General features: G+C 64.0%; 15 protein-coding genes. 3 read left to right on the forward strand and 12 right to left on the reverse strand.

Features of this window, described 5'->3' with window-relative positions:
* Positions 1-199: 199 nt before the first annotated feature.
* From KUF59_RS03305 to soxX, 7 genes are read right to left on the reverse strand one after another with little or no spacing between them, the layout of a single operon-like run.
* On the reverse strand, positions 200-655 hold the full coding sequence (locus KUF59_RS03305) for a DsrE family protein (RefSeq protein WP_408918105.1): 456 nt from the start codon (positions 653-655) through the stop codon (positions 200-202).
* Positions 655-2406, reverse strand: a complete 1752-nt coding sequence (gene soxB / locus KUF59_RS03310) for a thiosulfohydrolase SoxB (RefSeq protein ID WP_258768197.1) — start codon at positions 2404-2406, stop codon at positions 655-657. The genes KUF59_RS03305 and soxB overlap by 1 nt, the downstream gene beginning before the upstream one ends.
* A 46-nt stretch (positions 2407-2452) precedes the next feature.
* Entirely contained in the window at positions 2453-2767 is a 315-nt protein-coding gene (locus KUF59_RS03315; protein WP_258769934.1) for a hypothetical protein, read from the reverse strand.
* A gap of 5 nt (positions 2768-2772) precedes the next feature.
* A complete protein-coding gene (soxA, locus tag KUF59_RS03320; RefSeq protein ID WP_212460690.1) occupies positions 2773-3636 on the reverse strand; it encodes a sulfur oxidation c-type cytochrome SoxA in 864 nt (287 codons plus the stop codon).
* Positions 3636-3947 carry a thiosulfate oxidation carrier complex protein SoxZ gene (gene soxZ, locus KUF59_RS03325; protein WP_258768198.1) on the reverse strand — a complete coding sequence of 104 codons (312 nt, stop codon included), beginning with the start codon at positions 3945-3947 and terminating at the stop codon, positions 3636-3638. Before soxZ ends, soxA begins: the two co-directional genes overlap by 1 nt.
* Positions 3948-3962: 15 nt before the next feature.
* The gene (gene soxY, locus KUF59_RS03330; protein WP_212460688.1) at positions 3963-4454 is read right to left on the reverse strand and encodes a thiosulfate oxidation carrier protein SoxY; all 492 of its coding nucleotides are present in this window, start codon (positions 4452-4454) and stop codon (positions 3963-3965) included.
* A gap of 26 nt (positions 4455-4480) precedes the next feature.
* Complete coding sequence (soxX, locus tag KUF59_RS03335) at positions 4481-4834, reverse strand: sulfur oxidation c-type cytochrome SoxX (RefSeq protein WP_258768199.1); 354 nt, start codon at positions 4832-4834, stop codon at positions 4481-4483.
* Between the two features lie 233 nt (positions 4835-5067).
* Here soxX and KUF59_RS03340 point away from each other — a divergent pair, with 233 nt between their 5' ends.
* A complete protein-coding gene (locus KUF59_RS03340; protein ID WP_212460686.1) occupies positions 5068-5739 on the forward strand; it encodes a DUF938 domain-containing protein in 672 nt (223 codons plus the stop codon).
* 141 nt (positions 5740-5880) lie between these two features.
* Here KUF59_RS03340 and KUF59_RS03345 read toward each other — a convergent pair whose 3' ends face one another.
* Complete coding sequence (locus KUF59_RS03345; protein ID WP_258768200.1) at positions 5881-7959, reverse strand: prolyl oligopeptidase family serine peptidase; 2079 nt, start codon at positions 7957-7959, stop codon at positions 5881-5883.
* Positions 7960-8154: 195 nt separating this feature from the next.
* On the opposite strand from KUF59_RS03345, the gene KUF59_RS03350 reads away from it, so the two are divergent.
* Both KUF59_RS03350 and KUF59_RS03355 read left to right on the forward strand, forming a co-directional pair.
* Positions 8155-9405, forward strand: coding sequence for an MFS transporter (locus tag KUF59_RS03350; RefSeq protein ID WP_212460684.1), 1251 nt, complete (start codon positions 8155-8157; stop codon positions 9403-9405).
* 135 nt (positions 9406-9540) lie between these two features.
* Complete coding sequence (locus tag KUF59_RS03355; RefSeq protein ID WP_258768201.1) at positions 9541-10770, forward strand: MFS transporter; 1230 nt, start codon at positions 9541-9543, stop codon at positions 10768-10770.
* 180 nt (positions 10771-10950) lie between these two features.
* On the opposite strand, the gene KUF59_RS03360 is transcribed toward KUF59_RS03355, so the two are convergent.
* The 4 genes from KUF59_RS03360 to KUF59_RS03375 form a co-directional block, all read right to left on the reverse strand.
* A complete protein-coding gene (locus KUF59_RS03360) occupies positions 10951-11445 on the reverse strand; it encodes a VOC family protein (RefSeq protein ID WP_212460682.1) in 495 nt (164 codons plus the stop codon).
* A 90-nt stretch (positions 11446-11535) separates the two neighbouring features.
* Positions 11536-12612, reverse strand: coding sequence for a M48 family metalloprotease (locus tag KUF59_RS03365; protein WP_258769936.1), 1077 nt, complete (start codon positions 12610-12612; stop codon positions 11536-11538).
* Positions 12613-12640: 28 nt separating this feature from the next.
* On the reverse strand, positions 12641-13075 hold the full coding sequence (locus KUF59_RS03370) for a DUF2846 domain-containing protein (protein WP_258768203.1): 435 nt from the start codon (positions 13073-13075) through the stop codon (positions 12641-12643).
* Positions 13076-13199: 124 nt separating this feature from the next.
* Positions 13200-14222, reverse strand: coding sequence for an LLM class flavin-dependent oxidoreductase (locus tag KUF59_RS03375; RefSeq protein ID WP_258768205.1), 1023 nt, complete (start codon positions 14220-14222; stop codon positions 13200-13202).
* Positions 14223-14280: the final 58 nt, after the last annotated feature.

Raw genomic sequence — 14280 nt, forward strand, 5'->3', positions numbered from 1 at the left:
CCCCCTGCGGGTGGCGATTTCCAAATTCTACTACGCAGCGGGACAAAAAGAGAAGCGCTTCACTGTTGGATGAAGAATAGTTGAAATATTTTTGCTGTGCGGAATGGCGCAGCCGTCCCACAATCCCAGTGTCGTCCCGGATCGGCGCTCCGCTTCGCTGCGCTTGTCCGGGATGACGGGGGAGAATGTTGCGAGGCCGTTACGGCCTGACCAGCGTGTAGCCGTTCTCGGTCAGGAACAGGATCTGCGCGACCCCGACCTGGACTGGGGTTGCGGAGGGGATGTAGTCCGGCCGCTTGCCGGTCTCCCGCTCCAGCGTGTCGACGGTGTTGAGGCAGATGTCGAAGCGCACGCCCTGCGCAATCAGGCTTTCGACCTGCTTGCGGTGGTCGCTGCCACTGCGCAGCAGGTCGATGCCGGGGCCGAACGCCACCACCTCGAGCGCGACCTTGTCCGGGTCGTAGTGCTTGATGAGGTTGTTGGCGACGCTGAGCACCAGCGCCTGCTTCCTGGCGTCGCCGTCCGAGAGTTGCAGCACGATCTTGTGCTCGGCGAACGGCTTGTCCTGCAGCGGCGCCTGCTGGGCCGCGGCCGGCGAAAAGATCGCCCACGCCAGCAGCGCCGCCGTCATCGCGCCTGATATCAGCGACTGCATCATCCCTGTGCCACCATGCCGGGATTGCCGTCCACGCCTTTCAGCGTGACGCCGGGCCCGAGGCGCTCCGGCGTCATCCGGCCCGAGCGGAGATATTTTGCGACCACATCCCAGACCGGGGCGCCCTGTTGCGCGTTGACGGACGCCCAGCCGGCTACCTTGTAACGCCCGTGCGCTTCCAGCGAACGGCCGCTATCGAGCTTCAGCTCGGAGATGCGGCTTCCGATGGTGTCAGTCGGCGTGCAGGTGTAGCTGAGGCCGCCGGCGCGCACCATGTCGCCGCCCTGCTGGTAATAGGGATCGGCGTTGAACAGATTGTCGCAGACGTCTTCCAGCACGTCCTTGATCTGGCTGCCGGTCATCTCCTGCACATAGGTCTCGGGATAGGAGATCGCGGTTTCCGCGAGCAGATCCTCCATTGTCATGGGCTGGCCGGACAGCGCGGTGACGCCCCAGCGAAAACCCGGCGACAGCGCGATCTCGGCATCGAGCTCGCGCCGCAGCGCCGTGCAGATCAACTGATCCATCGGGCCCTGAAAATTGCCGCGGCGGTAGAGCAGCCGGTCGGGCGTTGCGATCTTGCCGGACCAGTCGTTGACGTGCGGCGCGCGGACCTTTCCGATCAGTTCGGCCATCGCCGGGTCCGGCTTCAGGAGCTCGGAATAGACCGGCAGCAGATGATACCTGACGTCGCCGACCTTGCCCTTGTCGAGCGCGAGGTCGAGGACCGCCAGAAATTTTCCGTTCGAGCCGGCATTGGTGACGAGCGTGGTGCCGCCGGCGTTCTTCACCGCGACCGGCTGCGGCACGGCATCATGGGTGTGGCCGCCGAGAATGACGTCGATGCCGGTGACGCGGCTTGCGAGCTTGAGGTCGACATCCATGCCGTTGTGCGACAGCAGGATGACGGCATCGACCTTCTCGGTGGCGCGCAGCGCGTCGACATGCTTCTGCAATTCCTCGTCGCGGATGCCGAAGGTCCAGTCCGGCGTGAAACGCTTGGGGTGCGCGATCGGCACGTAAGGAAAGGCCTGGCCGACGATGGCGACGCGGTGGCCGCTGAGCTCCTTGATGGTGGAAGGCTTGAACACGCGGCCGGTTGCCTTGTCGAAGGCGCGGGCGTCGTTGAAGGCGGCTTCCTCGGTCAGGAACACGTTCTGCGCCAGGAACTCGCCCTTGAAGCGTTCGAGATTGTCCCGCAGCACCTGCTCGCCATAGGTGAACTCCCAATGGCCGGTCATCGCCTCGATGCCGAGCAGATTGGCGACCTCGACCATGTCGCGGCCCTGCATGGTGTTGGCAAGTCCGGTGCCCTGCCAGAGGTCGCCGCCGTCGAGCAGCAGCGAATGCCCGCCGCCGACATCGTTGCGCAGACGGTCGATCAGCGTTTTCAGGTGCGCGAAGCCGCCGAGCTTGCCGAAGCGCGCCGCCGATTTCTCGAACTCGAAGCAGGTGAAGGCGTAGGCGTCGGCGCTATCGGGCCGGATACCGAAATGATCGAGGAACGCGCGCCCGACCAGATGCGGCGGATGTCCTGCCATCTCGCCGATGCCGAGATTGACGCTCGGCTCGCGATAGTACACCGGGTTGAGCTGCGCATGCGTGTCTGTGATGTGCAGGATGCGCGCATTGCCGAAGCGCTCGAGGTCATAGATGCTCGCGCTGTCGGCGCCGCGCGCAAGGCGCGGCAGGCCGACGGAGACGGCGGCGGCGCCTGCACTTTTCAGGAAATCGCGGCGGCGGATCGCCATACTCAATTCTCCGCGCCTCCTCGAACGCCCCGGATAGTCCGGCAGTCTAGCGGATTTCCATCGCCTTCCAGGCTTCTTTTTCGCTCACTGCCTGGTAGATCGAGGCTTTTGCCAGCGCTTCAGCTTCCTTCGCAGCGGCGGTGGCGCGGTCGAAATCGCCGCCGTCGGCGGCTTTCTTCGCGGCTGATAGTGTCGAGACCGTGGTGGTCCATTGGTGGCGCAGGGCGGCCGCCTCCTTGGCTGCAGCTTCCGCCGCCGCATAGGCGGCCTTGTAGTCGGCTTCCGTTGCCGCAATTGCCGACGGCGTTGCCGCCATTGTCAGCAGCAGAGCCAGCACGAATGGGAACAATCTGCTCGTCATCGTGCTCATGGCCGCGCTCCCGGTCCGGAAATCGGCAGGCCGTTGCTGACATAGGAGAGGAAGTACTCGACGTCGCGATATTCGTCCGATTGCGGTTCCAGCGGAACCGCGCGGGTCTGGCTGTTGCAGGTGACGAAGCGGCGGCTGGTCGTGCCCATGCCGCTCCATTCCGAGCGATAGATCGGCATCGCATTCATGATGCCGAGCGCCGGCGCCAAAATCTCGGCGCGGATGCGCTCGCCCGGGCTCTGCACATGGCAGCTCGCGCAGGAGAAATTCATCTGGCCGCGGCGGGTGTAGAAATAGCGCTTGCCGTTCTCGAAAGCTTCGAGCGCGCGCGGATCGTCAGGGATCTTGATGTCGAAGGGCTTGCCGCGCGAGGTGAAGGCCATGTAGGCGGTCAGCGAGGCCATCTCGTCCTTGACGTAGGAGTAGGGCGCCTCGCCATTGGCCTCGCGGCAGCGGTTGAGCGCGAGCTCCAGCGTGATGACCTTGCCCTCTTTCACATCGAAATAGGGATAATTCTGGCGGATGCCGATGCCGCCATTCGGAAAACAGTCGGCGTAGGTCTTGCCGTTCTTGAACGGGGTCGCAAACATCTCCTTGCCGGCATCAAGCGCGAATTCGTAGGGCGGAAATTCTTCCTTCTCCTGCCACTGCCGCTTCAGGTCCTCGTTCATGGAATAGGGACCGTTGACGAATTCTTCCGGCTTCAGCTTGGGAAACTTTTGGAAGAAGAAGTTCTGGAACGCCTTGGCGTCCGCGGCCGGATCGACCTTGTCGGCGGCAACGACGCGCGGCGACACCGCCACGAGCGCCGTCAGCGCGGCGACGACAGAGCCAAGGAGAATTGCGAGACGCGGCTTCATCACGAAATCTTCGCGGTGGTCGTGTCCGACGCACCCTTGTTGTCGACCCAACTGATCCTGAGTTCGTCGCCCTTCTTGGCGCCCTTGAAGCTGAACTTCACATAGGGGTCCTTGGAGACCGCGGGGCCCCAATCGGCAACGAAGACGTCCTTGCCGTTGTATTCGAACTTCAGCTCCTGGATGAAATGCGCCGGGATGAGCTCGCCCTTGGCGTCCTTGACGAAGCCGGAATCCATCGGGTGCTGGATCAGCGCCTGCACCTCGGTGATGTCGCCGTTGTTGGTGGCGCGCACGCGAATGGTCGATGCCATGTAGCCCTCCTTCGCCTAACCGCCGCAGCCGCCGACGGTGACCTTGACTTCCTTGGTCGCGCTGAAAAGCTTGCCGTCGGCTTCGACCAGCACCAGCACGTTGGTGGTCTTGGCCATCTTCAGACGGTTGGCGACGGTCGGGATCGTGCCTTCCGGGATCCTGTAGCTTGCGGCCAGCGCGTTGGGATTTTCGGCGACCAGGAACGAGATCGACGTGACCTTGTCGAGCGTCGTCGTCACCGAGATCGGCACCACGCCGCCGTTCTCGGCGATCTCGGGCGCGTCGAGCTTGATCTTGTCCGACGGCTCGGCGGGCCTGCCGTAGAGCGACTTGATGGCGTCGGCCTGGCTCTTCTGCTTGAAGGCGTCTTCCGGATATTTGTCGTTGGCCGCCGCATGCGCGCTCTCGCTGCCAAATGGCAGATTGCCGAGGCCGATCAACGCGACGCAAGCCGCGCCCTGAAGGATCAGGCGCCGCGTCGGAAGAGGGCCGGGGGTTGCGTTCATCTCGAATCTCCTGGGCCGGCCGGCCGTTACAGGGTCTGGAGGAAATCGACGATCGCGTTGATTTCCTGCTCGGTCAGAATCCGGTTGCGGCCGAACGGCGGCATCACGGATTGCGGGTTGCGTTTGGGCTCGTCGCTCACGATCGCGACGAGCTCGTTTCGGTCGGGGTACTTGGCCTTGATGTCCTTCAGCTCCGGCCCGATCGAGCCGGGCAGGTCGCCGCCCTTGATGACATGGCAGGTCAGGCAGTTGCCTTTGCTGCGGTCGAAGGCCAGCTTTTGGCCATCGGCCGCGGACTGCGCATAGGCCGGGCTGGCGAGCAAGCCGACCAAAAGGGTCAGCGTGACGGCAAAAGCCACTTTGCGAGGAAAGGCTGTCAAGGCGTCGTTCCCAGGCATTAAGTCGATCGTCCAAAGCTGAAATATAAGTGCTCAAAGCACAAAGGGGATCGTCTGACAATCGAGACTATGCGCCAGCCGAATTGCGGTTAATATGCTCATCGCATTGCAACCGATAGAACAATTGTTCCCGCCAATTCGGGTGGAACAGACCAGATATTGCGGGGCTTTGAGCCGCCCCATCTTTTGTATCGTCCATTTTCCGGGGATCTCAATTGGCTGAATATGTCGTCGAATTCGGCAGGGACGGCGGGCGGGTCGAGCCCGATGGCCGCCTCGATGCACCTGCGTTCCAGCGCAACCATGAGCCGATCTGGGCCGTGCTCGCCAAACATCTCACTGGGCAGGCCGGCGACGTGATCGAGGTCGGCAGCGGCACCGGCCAGCACGTGGTGCACTTTGCCCGCCATACGCCTGATATCGTCTGGTGGCCGAGCGACCTCAATCAGCGGCATCTCAGGAGCATCGAGGCCTGGCGCGCCCATTCCGGCTTGCAAAATATCCGCAGCCCCCTGCGGATCGATCTGTCCGATCCCGACTGGTGCCCCGAGTTGAAGGCGGGGCAGGGTCCGAAGGACGTCGCGGCCGTGTTCTGCGCCAATGTCATCCACATCGCGCCGTGGCACGTGGCCGAGGGCCTGTTCACCGGGGCCGGCCGCTATTTGCGCTCCGGCGGCAAGCTGTTCCTCTACGGCCCCTTCAAGCGCGCCGGTAAGCACACCGCGCTCAGCAATGCCGTGTTCGACACGAGCTTGCGTGACGGCAATCCCGAATGGGGCGTGCGCGACATCGGTGACGTCGAGAAGCTCGCGCATAACGCCGGGCTGGCGCTCATCGAGGAGAACGAGATGCCGGCGAACAATCTGACGCTGGTGTTTTCGCGGTAGCCAAAAAAGAGGTCGTCATGCCCGGGCTTGTCCCGCTCATCCACGTTCTTTGTACCGAAGGGCAAGGCGTGGCTGGCCGGGACATAGGCGAGCGGAAGCGACGCCGTCCTTCGGACGGCTAAGCCCGGCCATGACGAAGCGCTATTCGTCCACCCAGCCGATCCTGCTCTTCAAGAATCTGAAACCCAGCACCTGGAAGCCGGCGCGCTCCTTGTTGTCCTTGCCGTAGCCGTGGCCGCCCGCGGCGGGCTCGTAGAACCAGGCCTCATAGCCCATCGCCTGCAGCTTTGCGGCCATCTTGCGGGCATGTCCGGGATGGACGCGATCGTCGCGCCGCGTGGTGGCGATCAGGATTGGCGGATAGGGCTGGCCCGGCTTTGCGTTGTGATAGGCCGAATAGGTCTGCAGCCAGTCCCACTCTTCGGGTTTGTCAGGATCGCCATATTCCGCGATCCAGCTCGCGCCCGCGAGCAGCTTTGTGTAGCGGCGCATGTCGACCAGCGGGATCGTGCAGAACAACGCGCCAAAGCGCTCGGGATAGCGCGTCAGCATGTTGGTGATGAGAATGCCGCCGTTCGATCCGCCTTCGGCGGCGATGCGTTTTGCGCGCGTCACGCCGCGCCGCACGAGATCGGCGGCGACGGCCGCAAAATCGTCATGCGATAGTTTCTTGCCGGCATAGCGGCCAGCGTCGTGCCAGCGCGTGCCGAACTCGCCGCCGCCGCGCAAGTTCGCCTGCACCGTGGTGCCGCCGCGCTCGAGCCACAGCTTGCCGAGCGCCGAATTGTAGTACGGCTTCACGGAATGCCCGAAGCCGCCATAGGCGCTCATATAGACCGGTGCATCGCCGGTCTCCTTGGCAGGACCCGTCTGCACATAGGGAATGCGCTCGCCGTCGATTGAAATGGCTTCGTGCTGGGTGACGACGAGTCCGTCGGCATTGAATGTCTTCGGCGCCTGCTTCAGCACGGTCGGGCTTTCAACGCCGCGTTCGATCAGCATCAGCGACGGCGGCGTCAGCGGATCCTGCACATTGGCGAGCAAATCGCCATTGCTCTCGGATTCATGATGATCGAAGCGCCAGACGTCGACGACGCCGATCGTGGGCAGGCCGCGCAGCGTCTCGCGCGTCCAGCCTTTGGCGGCCCCTTGGGCGGATGGCGAGCAGATCTCGAACACCGGCCGCAACTCGTCGAGGATCGGCAGCACGAGCTTGCCCGCAGTCCAGAACAGGCCCTGCAGCGCGCGCCGCGGTCCGGGTTCGAACAGAACAGTGAAATCGCGACTCCCGGCCAGAAAGGCCGACAGCGAGATGACGAGCACGGTATCGGTCGCGTGCGTTCGCCCTGCGACCGTCCATGGCTTGCGCAACTTCAACGCAAACCAGTCGCCATGCGCCTGCATCCAGACATCGGTCGGCAGATCGAGCTTCGTCATCGTGCCATCAGCGTCGCGAAGCCAGATGACGAAATTGAAAAAGTCCGACTGATCGACGATCCAGGAACGCGGAGCATCGCCGGTATGATCGACACCGGCATAGACCCTCATATTGTCGGCGCTGATCTCGAAGATCACCTCGGCCTGATCGACCGGCTGGCCGCGCCGCCACAGGCGCACGGTGCGAGCATAGCCCGAGCTCGTCGCCATGCCGTCGCCGAGCGCGCTCGACAGCAGCATCGTGTCGTGATCGAGCCAGTCGAGGCCGCTCTTGGCCTCGGCCAGAACGAAGCCGTCGGCTACGAAACTCTTCGTCTCGACGTCGAATTCGCGCAAGGTGACGGCATCGCTGCCGCCGCGCGACAGGCACAGGATCGCGCGGGACTGATCGCCGGGTTGCGAGGTCACCCAGCTGAGTAGCCAGTCCTCGCCTTCGCTCGCGGCGAGCTGATCGATGTCGAGCAGGGTCTCCCAGAAGGGGCTGGCTTTTCGAAACTCATCGAGTGTCGTTCGCCGCCAGATGCCGCGCGGGTTCTTGGCATCCTTCCAGAGATTGTAGAGATGCTTGCCGCGCCGTCCGACATAGGGAATGTTGTCCGGACGGTCGTAGATCGCGGCCAGCGCATCGCGGTCGCGCTCGAACGCGGTGTCGGAGAATTTTTCCAGCGTCACGCGATTCTGCTGTTCAACGAATGCGAGTGCGCGCGCGCCCTCGACCTCTTCAAGCCAGAGATAGGGGTCGTCGTCGGGAGCTTCGAGCGTGGGCCTGTCGTCGAGGGACATGATCAAAACTCCACGGGCAGCGGCATCAACTTGATCGATCGCAAAGCCATGACTAGCGCGGGCCGCTATTCCCTGTCCAATGTGTACCCAGGGCATGGCTTGCGTCCGTTTACGCCAGTTGCCCGCACCTGCGGGTCACTTCATAGTGACGGGAATCGCCCAGCTCGCCATCCCCTCCCGTACCAGACATTGCCGATGCTCGATGTGACAACAGCCGCCGACGAGATTGCCGACGACGCACGCGCGCGTGCCAATGTGGTGCGGCTTGCGGCGGCGCAGGCGCTCACCGGCGCCAATTCGGCGGTCATCTTCGCCACCGGCTCGATCGTCGGCGCCACGCTCGCGCCAAATATGTCGCTCGCGACCGTGCCGCTGTCGATGTACGTGCTGGGGCTCGCCGCCGGCACGCTGCCGACCGGTGCGATCTCGCGGCGTTTTGGCCGCCGCGTCGCGTTCATCGTCGGCACCGCTTGTGGCGCGCTCACCGGCCTGCTCGGCTGCTGGGCTATCCTCCACACTTCGTTCGCGCTGTTTTGTCTGGCGACCTTCCTCGGCGGCCTGTACGGCTCGGTCGCGCAATCCTATCGCTTCGCCGCCGCCGACGGCGCCAGTGCTGCGTATCGCCCCAAGGCGGTGTCCTGGGTGATGGCGGGCGGCGTGTTCGCCGGCGTGCTCGGTCCGCAGCTCGTGCAGTGGACCATGGACATCTGGTCGCCCTTTCTGTTCGCCTTCAGCTTTGTGGTGCAGGCTGCGGTCGCGCTGATCGCGATGGGCATCGTCGCCGGCGTCGACATGCCAAAGCCCGCGCCGGCCGATCTGCATGGCGGGCGCCCGCTGCTGCAGATCGTGCGGCGGCCGCGCTTTATCGCGGCTGCGCTGTGTGGCGTCATCGCCTATCCCATGATGAATCTGGTGATGACCTCGGCGCCGCTCGCGATGAAGATGTGCGGCCTCAGTGTCAGCGATTCCAATTTCGGCATTCAGTGGCACATCGTCGCCATGTACGGGCCGAGCTTCTTCACGGGCGCGTTGATCGCGCGCTTCGGCGCGCCAAAAATCGTCGCGACCGGCCTGCTGCTCGAAGCCGCCGCGGCCGCGATCGGTCTCTCCGGCATCACCGCGATGCATTTCTGGGCCACGCTGATCGTGCTCGGCGTCGGCTGGAACTTTGCTTTCATCGGCGCATCCGCGCTGGTGCTGGAAACCCATCGCCCGAACGAGCGCAACAAGGTGCAGGCGTTCAACGACTTCCTGGTCTTCGGGATGATGGCGATCGGGTCGTTCTCCTCGGGCCAGTTGCTCGCGAGCTACGGCTGGTCCGCGGTGAACATGGTGGTGTTCCCGCCGGTGCTGCTCGGGCTTGCCGTGCTCTCGCTCGCTTCTTACGCGCGCCGCCGCAAGGCGCGGCTGGAAGCTGCCATGGGTGAGTTCCCGGATCCGCTCTGACTGGCAGGAGGCTGTCAGCAGCGTTGATACTTCGATCGCTGTCGAAGTGATTTTCTGGCCGGCATTGTTACATGATGGTCGTCATAGCCAAGCCGGCGTGGCGATCGCGACGCGGGGGAACAAGGAGAAGCGCAAATGCTCGACAATCCCCGCCACGTTGCTTCGATCGACGAATCCTCGCTCCGCTACGAAGGCTGGCGTATCGTTGCGGTTTGCTTCCTGCTCGCAACCTTCGGCTGGGGGCTCGGCTTCTACGGCCAGAGCGTCTACGTCGCCGAGCTGCAGCGCCAGCACGGCTGGCCGGCGTCGCTGATCTCGGGCGGCACCACCTTCTTCTATCTGTTCGGCGCGCTGATCGTCGTGTTCGTCGGCGAAGCCGTCCGGACGCTCGGCCCGCGCATCTGCCTGATCGCGGGTACGCTGGCGATGGCGGCCGCGGCAGTCGCGATCGGCGCGGTGCGCGAACCCTGGCAGCTTTATCTTGCGGACGCCGTGCTCGCCTTCGGCTGGGCCGGCACCAGCCTTGCCATGATCACCAACACGCTGAGCCTGTGGTTCGACCACAAGCGCGGCATGGCGATCAGCCTCGCGCTCAACGGTGCGAGTTTTGGCGGCATCGTCGGCGTGCCGCTTCTGATCACCGCGATCGGCCAGATCGGCTTCTCCAATGCGATGTACCTGACCTCAGCCGCGATGCTGGTGCTGATGGTGCCGGTGATCCTGATCTTCGTCGGTCGTCCGCCGGAAAGCCACGGCTGGCACGCGGCGGCGAAGCCGCAATCATCGGCGCAGATCCGAAAGGACGCGATGCGCGATGTCGGCTTCCTCACCGTGACCATTGCGTTCGCGCTGGTGCTGTTCGCGCAAGTCGGCTTCATCGTGCATTTGATCTCGTTCCTCGATCCCGTGATCGGGCGCGAGCGCGCCGCGGTGGCGGTCGCGGTCCTGACGGCGATGGCGGTGGTCGGCCGCGTGCTGTTCTCGATGGTGATCGACCGGCTCAACCAGCGGCTCGCTGCGGCGCTGTCGTTCCTGAGCCAGGCGGTCGCACTATCAGTCATCATCAACCTGCACAATGACTATGTGCTGATCGCGGCCTGCGCGCTGTTCGGCTTCTCCGTCGGCAACCTCATCACCATGCCCTCGCTGATCGTGCAGCAGGAGTTCGACCCGCGCTCGTTCGGCGTGCTGATCAGCCTGAACGTGGCGATCAACCAGGTGACCTACGCCTTCGGCCCCGGCGTGGTCGGCCTGCTCCGCGATCTCTCCGGCGGCTATGCGCTGCCGTTCTATGTCTGCATCGCGCTGCAGGTGATTGCCGCGGCGATGATCATGGTGCGGGGACGCCCAGCGACGACTGCGTAGCGGACGACGCGCGAAAACTGCGTAGGGTGGGTTAGCCTCGCGGATTGAGCGAAGCGCAATCGGCGGGGCGTAACCCACCACTTCTGCTAACGCGGAAACACAAGAGGTGGGTTACGCCCAGCGAACTGCGCTTCGCGCAGTCGCAAGGCTAACCCACCCTACGGGTCGGTCCGTTGGGGACTAGACCTCCCGCTCCTTCAGCAACGCCTCCAGATCCAGGCGCTTGGTGAACATCGCAAGCTTGCCGTCCGGCGTGAACGGCCATTGCTCCCTGGGCTTGTCCCAATAGAGCTCGACACCGTTCTGGTCGGGATCGCGCAAATACAATGCCTCGGACACGCCATGATCGCTCGCCCCATCCAGCGTAATGCCGGCCGTGAGCACACGATGCAGCGCGTCCGCCAGTGCCGGCCGCGTCGGATAGAGGATTGCGGTGTGAAAAAGCCCCGTCGTGCCCGGCGGAGGCGGCGAGCCGCCCTTGCTCTCCCAGGTGTTGAGCCCGATGTGGTGATGATAACCGCCGGCCGAGATGAAGGCCGCGCCCGAGCCCATGCGCTGCATCAGCTCAAAACCGAGCACGCCGCAATAGAAACCGAGCGCGCGATCGAGATCGGCGACCTTCAAGTGAACGTGGCCGATCCGTGTTCCGGCGATGACGGCTGGATTTTGCGACATGGTGCTGCTCCGTTTCGCTACCTCATGTAGCGAGTGCTCCGGGCAGCGCCACTGGCAGTTCCCGAAACCCAGCGTTTCCCGATGCGTTCCTCACATGCCGACGCTGACCCAAGCCTGCGCCTTCTTGCGCCAGTCCTCGTCGAAACGTGCGGCAAGGTCCCTGGCTGCGTCAGGCGTAAGCAGCCGGTCGATGGCGGAGGTCCGGACCTCGTCGATCTCGGGAATCTCGGTATAGCCGAGGTTGGCAAGCCGCTTGTCAAAAGGGGGGTGCGTCGAATCCGGCTCGTGCTCGCGGCTCAGGCCCGCGACGGCAGCAGCGGCCATCGGGCCGGGCGCCCTTATATCTTCGAGCTGCTCAAGAATCCGCGCAAAGGGCGGGCGTGGCGCGTTGATCGCGCCCAGCACCTCTTTCTCCAAAGGCTTGAACACGAGATCGGTGAGACGCGTTCCGCACGCCTCCATCAGCACCAGGGCGCGCGCAGCCTCGGTGCGTCCAACCTGTTCGGCTGCGCCGAGATCGGCGCAAAGCTCGTTCTCCCGTGACAGCGCGCGATATTCCTTCTCGAGCCATTCGAGCATGGAATGGAGGAGGGCCCGGGCGATACGCCCGGTAATGGTTTGCTCCGGATCGGCGTAGAACAGAACGTTCTCCGAAGCCGCGATGAAATCCGCCAGGTTGGTGCCTCCTGAGGTATGCCGAAGCTGGGCATGCGCCACCTCATGGGCGATGACGGCGCGAACGGCACGCTCGTCAAGGATGATCAGCAACGGAAGACCGACGGTCATCGTGACGTGTCGCCTGAACAGCCCGGCGTATCGGCTCACCTCGCCGATCGATGCGTTGAAATCGGTGTCGATCAGCAGGGTGCGGTTTGATCGGACAAAGCTGTGATCGAGATCCTTCCACATCGCCCAGAGGCCCGGGGCGGTCTCCTCGTTCGCTTCGAAGCTTCGATGCTTTCGCGAGGGCAGGAGCAGGAGGCCAATTGCGAGCGCCACCGCGGCCGTGAAAATCGGGAACACAAGCGGGGCCGTGACCAGCGCCGCGATCGTATAGCGATCCATGGCCATCAACCAAATGGCCAGGATCGCGCAGGCCAATGCCACGACCGGAAGAACCGCGTAGCGACCAAGACGCAGGATGATTTTCAGGACAAGGCGATTCATCCGCGTTTTGACAGCGGAGCGATTCGAATCATGCCTTGCCGCAAGAGCCATTGCTCTGATGCAGACTGGCGGTGTCGGCGCGGCCCTGGCTTTCCGTGACCTGGATGAGCGTGATCGCACCGGGCGTCACGATTCCCATCTGCGGCTGGGCGGAGAGGTAGGTGGTGCTGCCGGCGCGCAGGTCGACGCTCACCTTCTCGCTCCCTTGCCCGAACAAATTGCTGCTCAGCGGCAAATTGTTGACAGCGACCTCGTGGCGGCCCGGAGGCAGCTCGCACGCTATGAACCCCGCCGCTTGACTGCCGCCAATCACGCGTCCATCGACGGCATAGTTAGGCTGAATCGCAAATCCCAGGGCCGAACTGCGATAGACCACCAGCCGTGCAGCACCTGACTTGACGTTATCAGTGAGAGCCTGGCCGCCCATCGGCCCCGATGCACATCCCGCGAGAAACGCGGCCACGACAAAAATCCCCAGACACCTTCGCATTCTCGCCCCAAGATCATTCCAATTGTCCCCGCGGCATCATTGTCAGGGTAGTGGCTGAAGTCAACATCGACCTCAGGTCGTGGAGGGCAGGTTGGTGTTAGCGCCACCCAAGTGCCGGCGCGACGTGGGTCAAAATCGCTTCGATCGCATGGGCGCAGTAGGCCACGCCCAACTGGTTCGGCACGGTCAGCAGCAGCGTGTCGGCCTCGGCGATGGCTTCGTCCTTCCGTAGCTGCTCGATCAGCACGTCAGGCTCCGCCGCATAGCTTCGGCCAAAAATCGCGCGGGTGCGCGGGTCGATGAAGCCGATCTGGTCTTCCTCCTCGCCGCCGCGGCCAAAGTAGGCGCGGTCGCGATCGTCGATCAGCGCAAAGATGCTGCGGCTGACGGAGACGCGCGGGGTGCAGGTGTGGCCGGCCTCTTTCCACGCGGCACGGTAGGCGCGGATCTGCGCGGCCTGCTGAATGTGAAAAGCCTCGCCCGTCTCGTCGCTCTTGAGCGTCGAGCTCTGCAGGTTCATGCCGAGCTTTGCCGCCCACACCGCCGTTGCGTTCGAGCCGGCGCCCCACCAGATCCGTTCGCGCAGGCCTTCGGAATGCGGCTCGAGCCGCAGCCGCCCCGGCGGGTTCGGAAACATCGGCGTCGGATTGGGTTCTGCAAAACCTTCGCCGCGCAAAATGTCCAGAAAGACTTCGGCGTGACGGCGGCCCATGTCGGCGTCGCTCGCGCCCTCGGCGGGGCGATAGCCAAAATAACGCCAGCCGTCGATCACCTGCTCCGGCGAGCCACGGCTGATGCCGAGCTGCAGCCGTCCGCCGGCGATGAGATCGGCGCTGCCGGCGTCCTCGGCCATGTAGAGCGGGTTCTCGTAGCGCATGTCGATGACGGCGGTGCCGATCTCGATGCGGCTGGTCTTTGCGCCGACGGCTGCGAGCAGCGGAAAGGGCGAGGCGAGCTGGCGCGCAAAATGATGGACGCGGAAATAGGCGCCGTCCGCGCCGAGTTCTTCCGCCGCGACCGCAAGCTCGATGGATTGCAGCAGCGTGTCCGCAGCCGAGCGGGTCTGCGATTGCGGCGAGGGCGTCCAGTGCCCGAAGGAGAGAAATCCGATCTTTTTCATGGGACATCTATGGATGAACGGGCGGGATTAGTCTTCTGACATTTGGGCGAGGCGCAAG

Source organism: Bradyrhizobium arachidis (assembly GCF_024758505.1).
GTDB lineage: Bacteria > Pseudomonadota > Alphaproteobacteria > Rhizobiales > Xanthobacteraceae > Bradyrhizobium > Bradyrhizobium manausense_C.

Coding starts and splice junctions, on each gene's coding strand:
- KUF59_RS03350 (WP_212460684.1), top strand. CDS start 8,155: ATGCTCGATGTGACAACAGCCGCCGACGAGATTGCCGACGACGCACGC.
- KUF59_RS03365 (WP_258769936.1), bottom strand. CDS start 12,612: ATGAATCGCCTTGTCCTGAAAATCATCCTGCGTCTTGGTCGCTACGCG.
- KUF59_RS03345 (WP_258768200.1), bottom strand. CDS start 7,959: ATGTCCCTCGACGACAGGCCCACGCTCGAAGCTCCCGACGACGACCCC.
- soxA (WP_212460690.1), bottom strand. CDS start 3,636: ATGAAGCCGCGTCTCGCAATTCTCCTTGGCTCTGTCGTCGCCGCGCTG.
- KUF59_RS03360 (WP_212460682.1), bottom strand. CDS start 11,445: ATGTCGCAAAATCCAGCCGTCATCGCCGGAACACGGATCGGCCACGTT.
- KUF59_RS03355 (WP_258768201.1), top strand. CDS start 9,541: ATGCTCGACAATCCCCGCCACGTTGCTTCGATCGACGAATCCTCGCTC.
- KUF59_RS03305 (WP_408918105.1), bottom strand. CDS start 655: ATGCAGTCGCTGATATCAGGCGCGATGACGGCGGCGCTGCTGGCGTGG.
- soxZ (WP_258768198.1), bottom strand. CDS start 3,947: ATGGCATCGACCATTCGCGTGCGCGCCACCAACAACGGCGACATCACC.
- soxY (WP_212460688.1), bottom strand. CDS start 4,454: ATGAACGCAACCCCCGGCCCTCTTCCGACGCGGCGCCTGATCCTTCAG.
- soxB (WP_258768197.1), bottom strand. CDS start 2,406: ATGGCGATCCGCCGCCGCGATTTCCTGAAAAGTGCAGGCGCCGCCGCC.
- KUF59_RS03375 (WP_258768205.1), bottom strand. CDS start 14,222: ATGAAAAAGATCGGATTTCTCTCCTTCGGGCACTGGACGCCCTCGCCG.
- KUF59_RS03315 (WP_258769934.1), bottom strand. CDS start 2,767: ATGACGAGCAGATTGTTCCCATTCGTGCTGGCTCTGCTGCTGACAATG.